This is a genomic window from Brevundimonas vesicularis (assembly GCF_900445985.1).
Lineage (GTDB): Bacteria > Pseudomonadota > Alphaproteobacteria > Caulobacterales > Caulobacteraceae > Brevundimonas > Brevundimonas vesicularis_D.
Genome location: NZ_UAQP01000005.1, coordinates 305848 through 321751, shown reverse-complemented (window position 1 = coordinate 321751; position 15904 = coordinate 305848). Strand labels below are relative to the sequence as shown.

The following is a 15904-nucleotide window of genomic DNA, read 5'->3' as shown; positions in this document are numbered from 1 at the left end:
CGGTCACGTTCTTCCTTTACGATATCAATGCCAGCCGGCGAGCGCCGACGGGCAATTCTTGATGCGATCACAAGATCCTGGTGGAGCCAGACGGAGTCGAACCGACGACATCCTGCTTGCAAAGCAGGCGCTCTACCAACTGAGCTATGGCCCCATTCCATCAGGAATAGTGCGAAGCCCAGGAGAGCTGTCGGCGATGCCGTCTTGAGGCTGAGAACCCCCAGCGAACCAGAAGTCCTGGTAGGCCCGGGCAGACTCGAACTGCCGACCTTACGCTTATCAGGCGTACGCTCTAACCACCTGAGCTACGGGCCTATGGCAGCGACAGCCGGGTCATAGACACCCAGGCTCGCGATCGCGCCACCAACTCAACGACCCGTATGGTCGAGGCGTCGATGACGAAAGTGGAAAGAGAAACGGAGACGGCGGCGTTCCGCCGTTTATTGGAGCCTCAATAGACAGTCTCGTGAGAGACGGCCTGGAGAAGCATCCTTAGAAAGGAGGTGATCCAGCCGCAGGTTCCCCTACGGCTACCTTGTTACGACTTCACCCCAGTCGCTGACCCTACCGTGGTCGCCTGCCTCCTTGCGGTCAGCGCAGCGCCTTCGGGTAGAACCAACTCCCATGGTGTGACGGGCGGTGTGTACAAGGCCCGGGAACGTATTCACCGCGGCATGCTGATCCGCGATTACTAGCGATTCCAACTTCATGCCCTCGAGTTGCAGAGGACAATCCGAACTGAGACGACTTTTAAGGATTAACCCTCTGTAGTCGCCATTGTAGCACGTGTGTAGCCCACCCTGTAAGGGCCATGAGGACTTGACGTCATCCCCACCTTCCTCCGGCTTAGCACCGGCAGTCCCATTAGAGTTCCCAACTAAATGATGGCAACTAATGGCGAGGGTTGCGCTCGTTGCGGGACTTAACCCAACATCTCACGACACGAGCTGACGACAGCCATGCAGCACCTGTGTCCTAGTCCCCGAAGGGAAAGCCAGATCTCTCTGGCGGTCCAGGCATGTCAAAAGGTGGTAAGGTTCTGCGCGTTGCTTCGAATTAAACCACATGCTCCACCGCTTGTGCGGGCCCCCGTCAATTCCTTTGAGTTTTAATCTTGCGACCGTACTCCCCAGGCGGATTGCTTAATGCGTTAGCTGCGTCACCGAAATGCATGCATCCCGACAACTAGCAATCATCGTTTACGGCGTGGACTACCAGGGTATCTAATCCTGTTTGCTCCCCACGCTTTCGAGCCTCAGCGTCAGTAATGAGCCAGTGTGTCGCCTTCGCCACTGGTGTTCTTCCGAATATCTACGAATTTCACCTCTACACTCGGAGTTCCACACACCTCTCTCATACTCAAGACACCCAGTATCAAAGGCAATTCCGAGGTTGAGCCCCGGGATTTCACCCCTGACTTAAATGTCCGCCTACGCTCCCTTTACGCCCAGTAATTCCGAGCAACGCTAGCCCCCTTCGTATTACCGCGGCTGCTGGCACGAAGTTAGCCGGGGCTTCTTCTCCGGGTACCGTCATTATCGTCCCCGGTGAAAGAATTTTACAATCCTAAGACCTTCATCATTCACGCGGCATGGCTGCGTCAGGCTTTCGCCCATTGCGCAAGATTCCCCACTGCTGCCTCCCGTAGGAGTTTGGGCCGTGTCTCAGTCCCAATGTGGCTGATCATCCTCTCAGACCAGCTACTGATCGTCGCCTTGGTGAGCCTTTACCTCACCAACTAGCTAATCAGACGCGGGCCGCTCTAAAGGCGATAAATCTTTCCCCCGAAGGGCACATTCGGTATTAGCACAAGTTTCCCTGAGTTATTCCGAACCTAAAGGCACGTTCCCACGTGTTACTCACCCGTCCGCCACTAACTCCGAAGAGTTCGTTCGACTTGCATGTGTTAGGCCTGCCGCCAGCGTTCGCTCTGAGCCAGGATCAAACTCTCAGGTTGAGTTGACTTCTGACCTAAGCTTGAAGACCACCGAAGCGGTCTTGGCATTAGTTCTACGTATTTTATTGACGAGTTCCCACGTCATCGATCCGAAGACCGACGCATGGTATCTTTTCAAAAAGACCGCAGATAGTCAGTGTCGTATGATGACCTCTAGGGTCATCGCAAGAACACCGCCGCCTGCGTTTCTCTTTCCAAATCAACAATGTCAAAGACCTGGAACCTCCGAAGAGGCCCGACCGTTTAGCGCCGTGTCGTCGGCGGAGGCGGCGATTTAGAGAACCGCAAACCCCGTGTCAACCGCTCTTTTCAGAGATCTTTCGGAGAGAAGAGCGAACCCTTCAGACCGCAAGAAACCACCGGAGGAAAGCGAGGCTTACCTCTTAAAACCCGTCGGCGATTCGATTGGAGCGCGGAACCTAGTTAAACCAACCGATGAAAGCAAGAAGTTTTTCGCTTCTTTCTTCCGTGGGACCTTGGAGATTTTCACCCCCGCAGCCCCGCCGGCCGGCCCGTTTCCGAGCGAGGCGGCTCTATACGGAGACGCGGATTTGTCAGCAAGCGGTTTCTGACAAGACAGGGGAAGTTTCTCGCAAAACCGGAATCGGCAAACGGTTTGGCGTCCTCTCAGCCTGCAATATAGGTCCGCAAGCTCTCGGCCTCATGGGCGTGTTCGGCGATCTGGCACTTCACCACGTCGCCGATGGAGATGACGCCGACCAGACGATCCGCCTGCATGACCGGCAGATGCCGGATGCGCCGATCGGTCATCCGCGTCATCAAGGCCGACATCTCCTCGGCCGGTTCGGCGTAGATCACCTTGGCCGTCATATAGTCGGCGACCGGGCGGTCCAGCGCATCGGCGCCATCGGCCGCCAACGCCTTGACCACATCGCGTTCGGAAAACACCCCGACCACCTTGTCGCCGTCACAGACGACCAGCGCCCCGACCCGCTTCTGCTCCAATTCTGCGCACGCCTGCGTCACCGTCAGATCCGGCGCGATTGAGAAGACGGCGTTTCCCTTGGTCTTGAGGATTTCGGCGACAAACATCGCGGTCCCTTCTCTCTATAAGAGACGACCGCAGGGCCGGAATGGCGACAGGGCCGCTCAGAGAGCGATGATCGCTCAGCCCCCGTCCGGAATCAACGCGTCTCAGGGACGAGGCGCGGCCCCGCCTCCGAACATCCGCCCCAAGGGACCGATGGCCAGAAAGCCGATGACGAAGCCGACCGCGTGGGCCTCCCAGGCGATCCTGGCTCCCTCGGCGCCGGGTAGTCCGCCGATCATTCCGGTCACAGCGTTGACCGCCATCCAGGTGATGGCCGCGCCGATCACGCGGCGATCACCCATCGGCAGCACCCTGCCCTGCCCTCCCAGCAATCGTGTCGCGGCGCCGATCAGGCCGAAGACGGCGCCGGACGCGCCGACCATCGGCTCGCTGGATCCCCAATGGATCAGCCCATAGCCCAGCGACGCCAACACGCCACACGCCAGATAGAAGAGCAGAAAGACCGTCGGACCCATCCTGGTCCCGAACAGCCGCGCCACCGGCGTCCCGAACGCCAGCGCCGCCACCGCATTCATGATCGCGTGCGTCCATCCGCCATGCAGCAACATGGCTGTCAGCAGGCCGCCCCACCGTCCCTGCTCCAGATCAACGGGCGCGAACGCCATGCTCATGCCCATGTCGGGCAGGTCGCGCTGGAACAGATACAGCGTTGGCATCGATGCCGCGATCAGCAGCACGACCAGCGGCACGTTGAACATCGGCTCTCGCGCCGGGCGGCTGTTCGGCGGATCGAATCGACCGGATGCATCTGACATGACGCCACAAATGCTCAGTGACCGGCGTGGCATCAAGCGCTTCTTAATAACCTTAATGCAGGTTGGGGTGCGGATCACGCTCGTGGTCCGGCGTTCGTTTGTGCGCGAGGAAGCCCGAAATGCCCGCCAAGAGGCTGTTTGTATCCACCGCCGTCATGGCCTTCGCCGCCGCTGCAAGCGTGCCGGCGATCGCGCAGTCGACGGGTTCGGGCGGCGCTGCACGCTTCCAGCAGGGCTATGGCGGCGCGCGAACGGCCGCCAATACGGCCGCGACCGGCTATACCCGCGACGCCAACGGCAATCGTCTGATCGTCAACGGCATCATCCAGTCCGGCGCCTCGTCCTATTCCAGCCAGTCCGGCGGCGCGGCCTCGGCCTATGCCCGCGCAGGCGCGTCCAGCAACGGCGGCACGACCATCGGCGGATCCACCGCCATCGGCAATCAGCTGAACGTGGTGGTCCAAGGCAGCCGCAACACCGTCATCGTCAACTCGACCCAGACCAACACCGGCGCCATCAACGCCGGTACGGCCTTGAACGGGAACATCAACCTGCCATGAGCCGCCGTCATCTCATCAAGGGGTCCGCCGCCGTGTCGGCCGTCGCCCTTCTGCTCGCCGGTTGCGTCAGCCCCGTCGCGGGTCCGTCGGGGCAATATGCGACGCCGATCGGCAATGCGCCGGTGACCGCAAACCCCACGCCCTATTCCGCCGCGCTGTATTGCCTGGCCGACTACGCGCGTCGCTACAACCTGCCCTCGCCGCGCATGGCCGTGGGCCGGATCAGCGACTACACCGGCACGGTGTCGTCCGACGGCGGCCGCCAGATCACCGGCGGCGCCTCTCTGATGGCGAACTCGGCGCTCGCCAAGGCCGGCGCCCGCATCGTCGAACGCTACGACACCTCGGTGTCCGAGCTTGAGCTGCGCTACGCCAACAACAAGCTGATCGGCGACCAGGCTCCCGACGCCAAGGGGCCAGAGGACACCCAGTACCGCCGCATCCTGGCAGGCCAGGTGCCGGGCTCCGACTTCTATGTGGTCGGCGGCATCACCGAGGTGAACTACAACATCCGCTCCGGCGGCTTCGACATCGCCGGCGGCGAGGTCGACAGCAACCGCCCCGGCTCTGGCATCGTCAACCACCGCGTCTATGTGATGAACATCGCCATGGATCTGCGCCTGGTCCAGACGACCACGCTCGAGGTCGTCGATGTCGTCTCCTATCAGAAGCAGATCATCGGCCGCGAAATCTCGGCCGGCGTCTTCGACTTCCTGAACGGCAACGTCTTCGACATCTCGGCCGGCACCGGCGGGATGGAGCCGACGCAGTTGGCCGTCCGCGCCCTGGTCGAACGGGCCACGGTCGAGTTCATGGCCAACCTCTATGGCGCGCCCGGCCCCGAAATCTGCCTGAACCCCGCCAACGACCCGCTCGGCGATTCCACGGTCGGCCCGACCGGCGGCTATTATCCGGCCTATCCCACTCAGGACACCAACAATGGCCAGACCCGCGCCGATCCGTCTCGTTGGCATGATGGCCGCGACGGCGACGTTCGCCGCACTCGCCACTGAGGCGAGCGCCCAGCAAACGCCGACCTGCGATCCGCAAGCCGGCGAAACCTGCTCCAGCACCCAGACGCAGACTGGCGATGTCACCGGCCTGGTGGATATCGACCTGTCCGTCGATCAGGTGACCGTCAGCACAAACGCCCAGGGCAATGCGCTTGCGGGCGGGGTCACGGCCGCCTCCGCCGGCCTGGTCTCGCGCCAGTCGATGACCGGCGCCACGGTGGCCCGCAGCAATGTGGTCGTGAACGGAGAGGCCGACGGCCAACTCAGCGTCGATACGACCGCGCGCGGCAACTATCTCGGCGTGACCACCGATCGCGCGACCTTCGCCGTGGACTCGAGCCAGTCCGCGACCGGCGACCGGGTCGAGGCCGGAACCTATGTTCAGGCGCCGAACGGCCGCGTGCTGCAAGGCGGTTTCGCGACCAGCACCGCCGTCGCCAACACCGTCGCCCTGGGCGGCCCCTCCTCGTCCCTGACCGGCGTCATCGACCAGAGGGCCCAGACCACCGTCTTCGCCGAGACCGTCGCCGACGTTCAATACATCCCCGCGCCCGCCACCTTCTCGTCCCAGGCCGTCGCCAATGCGGTCCAGACGAACACCACCGGCGCCTCGCACCAGGACTTGGCCATCCGCCAGTCGAACGCCGCTTCGACGACCGAGGCGCGCACCGACGTCTATGTCGACAACGGCTGGGACCTGACGGTCGGCGCCAACGCCGGGGCCAACCAGGCGATCACCGCCAACGCCGGCGGCTCCATGCTGATCCAGACGGACCAGGCCAACGCCGGCCGCGTCCGCGCCGACGCCCGCGTCCAGACCAATCTCCAGGGCCAGACGGTTCTGGCGGCCCGCAGCGTCGCCAACGAGACCGTCGCCGGCAATAACGACATCTATCTGAAGCTGGACAACACCCAGCTGAACACCGGCGGGGTCGAGGCCAACGCGACCTATGTCGGCGTCAACGGCTATGACGCCTATGTCGGCTCCGACGCGGTCGGCAATGCGGTGACGGGCTATGCCTGTTCCCAGTGCGGCGGCGACGTCAACGTCAACAACAACCAGACCAACAGCGGCAATGTCACGGCGACCACCAACGCCACGGTCTCGTCCGGGCGCACCGCCGTGGTGGGCGCCAACGCCGTCGGCAACAGCGCCAGCTTCTACATCAGCCGCCCCGGCGGCTGATCCGAACATGACAAGTCGGTAAGGTTCGCCAGCCCCGCTTGTGGCGAAGGCAAGCACACTTTACACATCCGGCATCGCGCCATCGGGGGTTGCGGTTTCGGAGTGATATTATGCGTTCTGCGCGTCATCTACTGCTTGTCGCCGTCTCGGGACTGGCCCTGACCACCGGGGCGTTCGCCGCCCCTGCTCTCGCCCAAACTGCGCCGCCCGCTGCGGTCGCCGCCGGTCAGGTCGCGCCGTCCGCCCCCTGGGCCCAGGCCGCCAGCGACATCCCCGCCGATCCGGCCGTACGTTACGGCCTGCTGCCCAACGGCATGCGCTACGCCTTGCTGCACAATGCGACGCCTCCGGGTCAGGCCTCGTTCCGTCTGCGCATCGACGCCGGCTCGCTGATGGAGCGCGACGATCAGAAGGGTCTGGCTCACTTCATGGAGCACATGGCCTTCAACGGCACCAAGGACGTGCCGGAAAACGAGATGTTGCGCATCCTCGAGCGCTTGGGCCTGGCCTTCGGCGCCGACACCAACGCCTTCACTAGCTTTGACCAGACCGCCTATATGCTGGAGCTGCCCAACACCAAGGACGAGACGGTCGATCCCAGCCTGCACATCCTGCGCGAGATGATGTCGGCGGCGCTCATGGCCTCGGACTCGATCGATTCCGAACGCGGCGTTATCGTCGGCGAGGAGCGCACGCGCGACACGCCGCAGTATCGCGTCTTAAAGACTCAGCTGGGCCTCCTGGCGCCCGGCCAGCGTCTGTCGGAACGCCTGCCGATCGGCGACCTCGACATCATCCGCACCGCACCGCGCCAGCGCTTCGTCGACTTCTACGACGCCTACTATCGCCCATCGCGCGCCACCTTCATCGCCGTGGGCGACTTCGACGTGGATGCGATGGAGGCCAAGGTCCGCGCGGCCTTTGGCGACTGGAAGCCGACCGCCGCCGATGGTCCGGAGCCTGACCTGGGAACCGTCGCTCCGCGTCAGCCGCAGACCAGCATCCTGGTCGAGCCGGGCATCCAGTCCTCCATCCAGGTCAACTGGATCAAGGCCCCGGACCTCAGCCCCGACACGGCCGCCGAACGCGCCGCCGACGTCCGTCGCGGCCTGGGTCTGGCCGTGCTGAACCGTCGCCTGGGCGAGATCGCCCGCGCGGACAACCCGCCCTTCATCGGCGCCGGAGCCGGTTATCAGTCGCTGTTCGACAGTCTGGATGCCGGCACCCTGTCGGTCGCCTTCAATCCCGGCGGCTGGCAGCGTGCGCTGGAAAGCGTCGAACAGGAAAGCCGTCGTCTGGCTGAATACGGCGTCAGCGACGCCGAGCTACAGCGCGAAATCGTCAACACCCGCACCGCGCTTCAGAACGCGGTGGCCTCGGCCGCGACCCGTTCGACTCCGGCTCTGGCGACCGGCCTCCTGGGCGCCGTCAACGACGACCAAGTGTTCAGCTCGCCCCAGACCAATCTCGATCTGTTCAACAAGGCCGTCGAAGGCCTGACCGTCGATCAGGTCAATCAGGCGACCAAAGCGGTCTTCGAAGGCCAGGGCCCGCTGCTTCTGTTCAGCTCGCCCGTGCCGGTCGAGGGCGGCGAGGCCGCCGTCACCGCAGCGCTGGAGGCCTCGCGCAACACCCCGGTGCAGGCCCGCGCCGCCGAGGCCGAACTGAAGTGGCCCTATTACAACTTCGGCGCCCCGGCGGTCCCTGCCGCCCGTTCGGAAGTCGCAGATCTGGGCGCGACCCTGGTTCGCTTCCCGAACGGCACCTTGCTGAACATCAAGAAGACCGACTTCCGCGCCGATCAGATTCTGGTCAGCGCCCGCACAGGTCTTGGCGAACTGGGCCTGCCTGCCGACACCCTGTCGCCCCTGTCGATGGCCAGCACCGTCCTGGCCCCCGGCGGTCTTGGCAAGCTCAGCCTGGACGAGATGAACCGCGTCCTCAGCGGCCGCACCTACAGCGCCGCCGTCAATCAGGCCGGCGACGCCTACATCTTCGCTGGCGCCACCAAGCCCGCCGATCTCCAGCTGGAGCTTCAGGTCCTGGCCGCCTATCTCACCGATCCGGGTCTGCGCGGCGCCTCGTTCGAACAGACCAAGGCCATGTTCCCGCAGATCCTGGCCCAGCTGGGCGCCACGCCGCGCGGCGTCTTCCAACGCGACGCCTCGGGCCTGCTGGCCAGCGGCGATGCACGTGAGACGACCCCGACGGCCGAACAGATCGCCGCGATCCAGATCGACGACATCCGCTCGGGCGTTCGCTCAGCCCTGGCCCAAGGTCCGGTCGAGATCACCGTCGTCGGCGACGTCGACGTCGACGCGGTCATCGCCGCCGTCGGCTCGACCTTCGGCGCCCTGCCATCGCGCGGTGCGGCGCCCACACCGCCCGCCGGCTCGACGGTGCGCAAGTTCCCGGCCCCGACCGCCACGCCAGTCCAGCTGTATCACACCGGCCCCGCCGAACAGGCGCTAGGCTTCGTCGCCTGGCCGACGACCGACCAGGTCGAAGATCGCAAGACCGCGCGTCAGCTGTCGATCCTGTCGGACGTGCTGCAACTGCGCCTGAACGACGAAATCCGCGAGAAACAGGGCCTGGCCTATTCGCCCAGCGCCGGCTCGACTGCCTCGGACACCTATCCGGGCTACGGCTTCATCTCGGTGACTGCGGAAACTCCGCCGGCCGCCCTGCCCAAGCTGTTCGAGACGGTGGACGCCATCGCTGCCGACCTGCGCGACAATCCGATCAGCGAGGACGAACTGAACCGCGCCCGTCGCCCGGCCGTTGAGCGCATCCGTCGCAGCATGGCCGACAACGGCTATTGGCTGACCCAACTGTCGCAGGCCCAAAGCGATCCGGCGACGCTGGACCAGACCCGCAACCAGATCGCCACCTTGGAAGCCGTCACCGCCGCCGACCTTCAGGCCCTGGCTCGCCAGTATCTGCAGTCCGACAGCGCCTGGCGCGCCACCGTCACGGCTCAGCCGGCGGCCCAGTAACGCCCACGAAAAAGGCCCCGGTTCGCGCGAACCGGGGCCAGTCGTCAGGATCGTCGACGGAGAGCCGACGGTCGCCTTATCTCATGTCCCGCCTGATCGGCGGCTGAACGGGCGTGTTTAGGTCCGGTTCAGAAGACCCGGCCGCCGACGCCGCCGTCCAGGGTGATCACCCCGGTCAGCACGGTCGCGCTCTCGACCTGCTCCTCACGGTATTCGGTGTATTCCTCTTCGCGGTACATCGTCAGGATCTTGATCCCGGCGCCGTAGCGACGCAGCAGCGAACGCTCGTTGCAATCCCGCTCGGGCTTCTCGGGCCGGCATTCCAGCTTGCCGCCCGTTCCGTACCACAGCGCCTCATGCTTGCGGCAGGTCAGGGTCGTGCCGTGATCGAAGCTGATGTCGCCGTTGTAGTCGGCGATGGTCGCCTGCAGCCAAGTGCCCGACAGGCAGCGATACAGCTCGCCTTCGAACCCTTCGGCGATCTCGCGGTCCGGCCGCACTTGTGAGGCGGGGTGCGGCACCTGGCGGTCGTCGATGCAGACGGCCTGGATGACGACCCGCTTCATCATGCTGCGGAAGGCGCTGTAGGGGGTGCGCACGGTCTGGGCGATCACGCCCTCGACGGCCAGGCCCTGGATGGTGGTCGGATAGGGTTGATCGACGCTGACATAGGCTGCGCCGCCGCCTCCGCCGAAGCTGCCCGAGAACCCGCCGGCGCGCGCATTGACGTAGGACCGCGCGCCAGAGTTGGCGTTCGAGTTGGCCCCGGCGCCCGCGTTCGCATTGGCGCTCGCGCCAAGGTTCACGTTCACATTGACGTTGGTGTTGATGTTGCCGTTCCAGTTTCCACCGCCGCCGGGACCGCAGTTTCCACCGCCGTTGCAGGGCGGCGGCTCAGGCGGAGGCGGCGGCTCGCACGACGTGCAGGGCGGCGGCTGACAGCCGGACGTGCATTGCGCCAGCGCGGCTCCGGCGCCCGCCGAGACGGCGAGACCGGCCGCCAGGCCCAGCATCCATTTCGTGATCCGCAGCCGCATCGGCGGGAACTCCCAAGCGAATATCGTGTCGGCCGAACAAGATTCCGGCCGATCCTCCCGTCACAAAACCGCAAAAGCCTTTCGTTTCCGTTGATGAGGCCTGCGCTTCGGGATGGCGCAATGCCGCATCCGTCTGCTAGACCGCCCGCACAATGACCGTCCGCGTCTCCATTCGCCTGATTTCGATTAGCCGCCCGGCGTAGCGCTTCTGGGCCGCATGGCCCCGTGCACGCCGGGAAGACCGCCCTGATGATCGGGCGAACGAAGACAGCGACCTAATTTTCAAGACGCCGAGACGACCCATGGCCGACGCCCCCGAATCTAACGCCCGCGACTATCGCGACACCGTCTTCCTGCCCGAGACGCCCTTCCCCATGCGCGGCGGCCTGCCCCAGAAGGAGCCGGTCATCCTGGAACAGTGGGGCGACCTCTACGGGACCCTGCGCGCTGAGCGACAGAAGCAGAACGCCCCCCTCTATGTCCTGCACGACGGCCCGCCCTACGCCAACGGCGACATCCACATCGGCCACGCCCTGAACAAGACGCTGAAGGACTTCGTGGTCCGCAGCCGGTTCCTCCTGGGCTACGATGTCGATTACGTCCCCGGCTGGGACTGCCACGGCCTGCCGATCGAGTGGAAGATCGAGGAGCAGTTCCGCGCCAAGGGCCGCCGCAAGGACGAGGTGTCCAAGGACGAGTTCCGCCGCGCCTGCCGCGAATACGCCGGCAAATACATCGACCTGCAAAAGGACCAGTTCCACCGGCTGGGCATCGTCGGCGACTTCGCCAACCGCTACGCCACCATGGACTTCACGTCCGAGGCGGCCATCGTCGCCGAGTTCCACAAGTTCAAGAACTCGGGCCAGCTCTATCGCGGCTCCAAGCCCGTCATGTGGTCGCCGGTCGAGCGCACCGCCCTGGCCGACGCCGAGATCGAGTACCACGACCACGTCAGCCCGACGATCTGGGTCAAGTTCCCGGTCACGGCCATGTCGGACGACCATCCCGACGACCTGCTGGCCTTCCGCTCCAGCACCCCGTCCATCGTCATCTGGACCACCACGCCCTGGACCATCCCGGCCAACCGCGCCATCAGCTACGGCCCCGAAATCGCCTATGGCCTGTATGAGGTCACGGCCATGGAGGAAGGACTTGAGTTCGCGCCCTGGGCCAAGCCCGGCGACCGCCTGATCCTGGCCGACAAGCTGGCCGAGGAGGTGTTCAAGGCCGCCAAGATCGCCGCCTGGACCCGCGTCTATGACATCAATCCTTCGGGCCTGGAGACCGCGCACCCGCTGGCCGCGCTCGACAGCGGCTACGGCTTCTCCGTGCCCCTGCTGGCCGGCGACCACGTCACCGACGACGCCGGCACCGGCTTCGTCCACACCGCGCCCGGACACGGCGCCGACGACTTCGAGGTCTGGAAGGCCCACGGTCATCACGAGGTGCCCGACACCGTCGATCCCGACGGCGCCTACTACGCGCACGTCCCCCTGTTCGCGGGCCTGAAGGTGCTGGAGACCGAAGGCAAGAAGACCGGCAAGTTCGGTCCCGCCAACGGCGCAGTGATGGAAAAGCTGATCGAGGCCGGCAACCTGTTGGCGCGCGGGCGGCTGGAGCATTCCTATCCGCACAGCTGGCGCTCCAAGGCGCCGATCATCTTCCGCAACACCCCTCAGTGGTTCATCCGCATGGATCAACCCTTGAAGAGCGGCGACACCCTGCGTGAGACGGCGCTGAACGCCATCGACGCCACCGCCTTCCATCCCGTCGCCGGCAAGAACCGCATCCGCTCGATGGTCGAGGGCCGTCCCGACTGGCTGGTCAGCCGCCAGCGCGCCTGGGGTACGCCGCTTGCCATGTTCATCGACAAACAGACGGGCCAGCCCCTGCATGACCCCGAGGTCGACGCCCGCATCGTCGCGGCCGTCGCCGAACACGGCGCCGACATCTGGTTCACCGCGCCCGACAGCGATTTCCTGGGCGCCCACGACCCGGCCCGCTACGAAAAGGTCGAGGACATCCTGGACGTCTGGTTCGATTCCGGCTCGACCCACGCCTTCACGCTCGACCCGCGCCTGCCGGAAAACGGCTATGCCGGCGACCGTCCCGCCCACTGGCCCGCCGACCTCTATCTGGAAGGCTCCGACCAGCACCGCGGCTGGTTCCAGTCGTCCCTGCTGGAAGGCTGCGGCACCCGTGGCCGCGCCCCGTTCAAGGCGGTCCTGACCCACGGCTTCACCCTCGACGAGAAGGGGGAGAAGATGTCCAAATCCAAGGGCAATACGACCGACCCCCTGACCATCATCAAGGAGTCGGGCGCCGACATCCTGCGTCTGTGGGTGGCCCTGGTCGACTATTCGGACGACCAGAGGATCGGCAAACAGATCCTGCAGACGACGGTCGACGCCTATCGCAAGCTTCGCAACACCGTCCGCTATCTGCTCGGCGCCCTGGCCGATTTCGACGAGGCCGAACGCCTGCCGCTGGACCAGATGCCGCCGCTGGAGCGGTTCGTCCTGCACCGCCTGCATGAGCTCGACGCTCAGGTCCGCGCCGCCTACGCCGAATACCGCTTCCAGGACGTCGTCCGTCCGGTGCTGGAGTTCTGCGCCGGCGACCTGTCGGCCCTGTATTTCGACATCCGCAAGGACGCCCTCTACTGCGACCGTCCCGACGCCTTGCGTCGCCGCGCCGCCCGCACGGTGATGGACGAAGTCTTCATGCGCCTCACCGCTTGGCTGGCGCCGCTGACGCCGTTCACGATGGAAGAGGCCTGGACGACGCGCTTCCCGGACGCGGGCTCCAACTGCGCTAGGGTGATCCCCGACACCCCGGCGGAATGGCGCAACCCGGCCGAGGCCGAGCGTTGGGCCAAAATTAAGCGGGTCGTCCTCGGTGTCACTTGGGCTGCTGAGCGCGCACGGGACAAAAAAGAAATCGGTAACATCCTAGATGCACAGGTTTGGGTGTCTGCTCACCCAGATTTAGTGGCTGCGTTTGATGTCGACGGCATCTCACGCGATGAATTCGCGGCCGAAGTCTTCCGAAGCAGCCTTGCTCACTTGGAACCGCGAATGCCCGCCGATGTGCTGGAAACGCCCCAGTTGGGCTTCCCCTCGTCACAAGCTTACTATCTCGCCGGTCCCGGTCCCTATGGGGCTCAAGAAACGGTCATTGAGGCGCTGGACTTGCCCAAATGCGCCCGCTCTTGGCGCCGGGTCCCCGACGTCGGCTCCGACCCCGCCTACCCCGACCTCTCGGCCCGCGACGCCGATGCGGTTCGGTATTGGGACCAGACGCACGCCTGACCACAACACCGTCTCCTCCCCGCCTGGCGGGGAGGGGGACCGCGAAGCGGTGGAGGGGCTCTCGACGTCCCACAGACGCCTGCGATGCGCGAAGACCCCGTCCATCTCTCCGCTGCGCTCCGAGCCACCTCCCCATGACATGGGGAGGAGACGTCGCTCAGCCATCGCAATGCCGCTGGTCCATCCGCAGCGATTTCAACCGCTTGCCGAAATATCTGCCCCTTCTCCCATCCACGGGGTCAAACGGCCGCATAATACATCCGTCTCGTCGCATGGAGGGCTCGCCTGGCCTGCGACCTTGCGGCGGCGAGAGCGGATGGAACGGGGGCGGTGGTGAAATGCCATCGCGGCGCCGGGGCTGATCGGTCGGGGAATCGCCCCGGCGTCCGCAGTCGCGTCGCAGGGTCGAGGGGGATACTCGGCCGCACTCGGGACGGTCCTCGCAGGGACCGCCGACCCGTCGCAGGCTTATGGGGTTAGGCGATAAGACCGCCACCGCTCGGCGCCCCGAGCTTGCAGGCCAACCAACCGCGCGGAGCGTCACACCCTTCGTCGAAACGGTAACTCAAACCACAGAACTCCGGGCGAAGGCCCGGCGCTCCGCCCAGCCCTCCAGACTTCGCAGGCCGAACGCCGCGAAGACGAAGCCGTTTTCCGTCCCGCGCGACACTGCGTCGTCTTGTCAAACCGGCCTTCGCGCCCCAACTGCAAAGCCTACCCAAATTACACCTTCGCTCGCGACAGGAGCCCTGATGCCGCATGCCGACAGCCTGATTCTCACCCTGGTCGGGGGCTTCGTCCTCGCCTTCGTGTTCGGCATGCTGGCGCATCGGCTGAAACTGTCGCCTCTGGTGGGCTATCTGGTCGCGGGCGTCGTTGTCGGCCCCTATACGGGGGGTTTCGTCGCCGACACCGAACTGGCGCCGCAACTGGCCGAGATCGGCGTCATCCTGCTGATGTTCGGCGTCGGCCTGCACTTCTCGCCCAAGGATCTGATGCAGGTCCGCAAGGTCGCCATCCCCGGCGCCCTGGTTCAGATCGGCGTCGCCACCGTGCTGGGCTGGGGGCTCGGCCGGTTCGTGCTGGGGCTGGGCGATGTCGAGGCGCTGCTGATGGGCTTCGCCCTGTCCGTCGCCTCGACCGTCGTCCTGCTGCGGGCGCTGGAGGAGCGCAAACAGGTCAAGGGCGAGATCGGCCGCATCGCGGTCGGCTGGCTGATCGTCGAGGATCTGGTCATCGTCATCGCCCTGGTCATGCTGCCGATGGTGCTGGTTCCGGCTGGAACCCAGACGGACTTTGCGGCCCTGGGGGCAGACGTCGGCCTGACCCTGCTCAAGGTCGTGCTGTTCGTCGTCGGCATGCTGGTCGTCGGCGGCAAGGTCATTCCCTGGCTGCTGATCCGCATCGCCCACACCAAGTCGCGCGAGCTCTTCACCCTGGGCGTCCTGGCCATCGCCCTGGGCATCGCCTGGCTGGCCTATTTCCTGTTCCACTCTTTCGCGCTGGGTGCCTTCCTGGCCGGTCTGGTGATGAACGCCTCGCCCCTGGGTCACAATGCGGCCGAGCGGTCCCTGCCGCTGCGCGACGCCTTCGCGGTGCTGTTCTTCGTTTCGGTCGGCATGCTGTTCGACCCGATGATCGTGGTGCGCCAGCCGTGGGCGGTCCTGGGCGTGCTGGGCATCGTCATCGTCGGCAAGTCGGTCGCGGCCCTGGTCATCACCCAGACCTTCAAACTGGATCGGCCGACCGGCTTCACCGTCGCCGCCTCCCTGGCCCAGATCGGCGAGTTCTCCTTCATCCTGGCCGCGCTCGGCGTGTCCCTGGGCGCCATGAGTCGTGAGACCCACGATTTGATCCTGGCCGCCGCCCTGCTGTCGATCTCGCTGAACCCCTTCGTCTTCCTGTTCACCGACCGGATGGGCGGCAAGCCGAAGCCGCCCGCCGCCGGCGCGATCCGACCCGCAGCCGCGGACGGCCCGATCACGGATGCGGTCGCGGCGCCCTGAGCCCCTTTCCG

Annotated in this window: 9 protein-coding genes, 2 tRNA genes and 1 rRNA gene; 6 read left to right on the top strand and 6 right to left on the bottom strand. The window is 65.2% G+C overall.

Annotated elements, in window-relative coordinates; genetic code table 11:
* Window positions 1–78 precede the first annotated feature (78 nt).
* The 5 genes from DT343_RS01670 to DT343_RS01650 form a co-directional block, all read right to left on the bottom strand.
* A tRNA-Ala gene (locus DT343_RS01670) sits at window positions 79–154 on the bottom strand.
* A gap of 84 nt (window positions 155–238) precedes the next feature.
* Window positions 239–315: transfer RNA gene (locus tag DT343_RS01665), tRNA-Ile, on the bottom strand.
* 181 nt (window positions 316–496) lie between these two features.
* A 16S ribosomal RNA gene (locus DT343_RS01660) occupies window positions 497–1957 on the bottom strand.
* Between the two features lie 627 nt (window positions 1958–2584).
* Complete coding sequence (locus tag DT343_RS01655; protein WP_112861507.1) at window positions 2585–3010, bottom strand: CBS domain-containing protein; 426 nt, start codon at window positions 3008–3010, stop codon at window positions 2585–2587.
* A 102-nt stretch (window positions 3011–3112) separates the two neighbouring features.
* A complete protein-coding gene (locus tag DT343_RS01650) occupies window positions 3113–3784 on the bottom strand; it encodes a rhomboid family intramembrane serine protease (protein ID WP_220116426.1) in 672 nt (223 codons plus the stop codon).
* 119 nt (window positions 3785–3903) lie between these two features.
* On the opposite strand from DT343_RS01650, the gene hfaA reads away from it, so the two are divergent.
* The 4 genes from hfaA (at window position 3904) to DT343_RS01630 (ending at window position 9539) form a co-directional block, all read left to right on the top strand.
* On the top strand, window positions 3904–4344 hold the full coding sequence (hfaA, locus tag DT343_RS01645; RefSeq protein WP_112861505.1) for a holdfast anchoring protein HfaA: 441 nt from the start codon (window positions 3904–3906) through the stop codon (window positions 4342–4344).
* Complete coding sequence (gene hfaB / locus DT343_RS01640; protein WP_039247049.1) at window positions 4341–5357, top strand: holdfast anchoring protein HfaB; 1017 nt, start codon at window positions 4341–4343, stop codon at window positions 5355–5357. The genes hfaA and hfaB overlap by 4 nt, the downstream gene beginning before the upstream one ends.
* The gene (hfaD, locus tag DT343_RS01635; RefSeq protein WP_258522472.1) at window positions 5284–6543 is read left to right on the top strand and encodes a holdfast anchor protein HfaD; all 1260 of its coding nucleotides are present in this window, start codon (window positions 5284–5286) and stop codon (window positions 6541–6543) included. The genes hfaB and hfaD overlap by 74 nt, the downstream gene beginning before the upstream one ends.
* Window positions 6544–6653: 110 nt before the next feature.
* Window positions 6654–9539: a M16 family metallopeptidase gene (locus DT343_RS01630; RefSeq protein WP_112861504.1), complete on the top strand. Its 2886-nt coding sequence runs from the start codon at window positions 6654–6656 to the stop codon at window positions 9537–9539.
* 128 nt (window positions 9540–9667) lie between these two features.
* Here DT343_RS01630 and DT343_RS01625 read toward each other — a convergent pair whose 3' ends face one another.
* Window positions 9668–10576 carry a hypothetical protein gene (locus tag DT343_RS01625; RefSeq protein ID WP_181669100.1) on the bottom strand — a complete coding sequence of 303 codons (909 nt, stop codon included), beginning with the start codon at window positions 10574–10576 and terminating at the stop codon, window positions 9668–9670.
* 302 nt (window positions 10577–10878) lie between these two features.
* On the opposite strand from DT343_RS01625, the gene ileS reads away from it, so the two are divergent.
* Both ileS and DT343_RS01615 read left to right on the top strand, forming a co-directional pair.
* The gene (gene ileS, locus DT343_RS01620) at window positions 10879–13887 is read left to right on the top strand and encodes an isoleucine--tRNA ligase (RefSeq protein ID WP_112861503.1); all 3009 of its coding nucleotides are present in this window, start codon (window positions 10879–10881) and stop codon (window positions 13885–13887) included.
* Window positions 13888–14639: 752 nt separating this feature from the next.
* Window positions 14640–15893, top strand: a complete 1254-nt coding sequence (locus tag DT343_RS01615) for a cation:proton antiporter domain-containing protein (protein WP_112861502.1) — start codon at window positions 14640–14642, stop codon at window positions 15891–15893.
* Window positions 15894–15904: the final 11 nt, after the last annotated feature.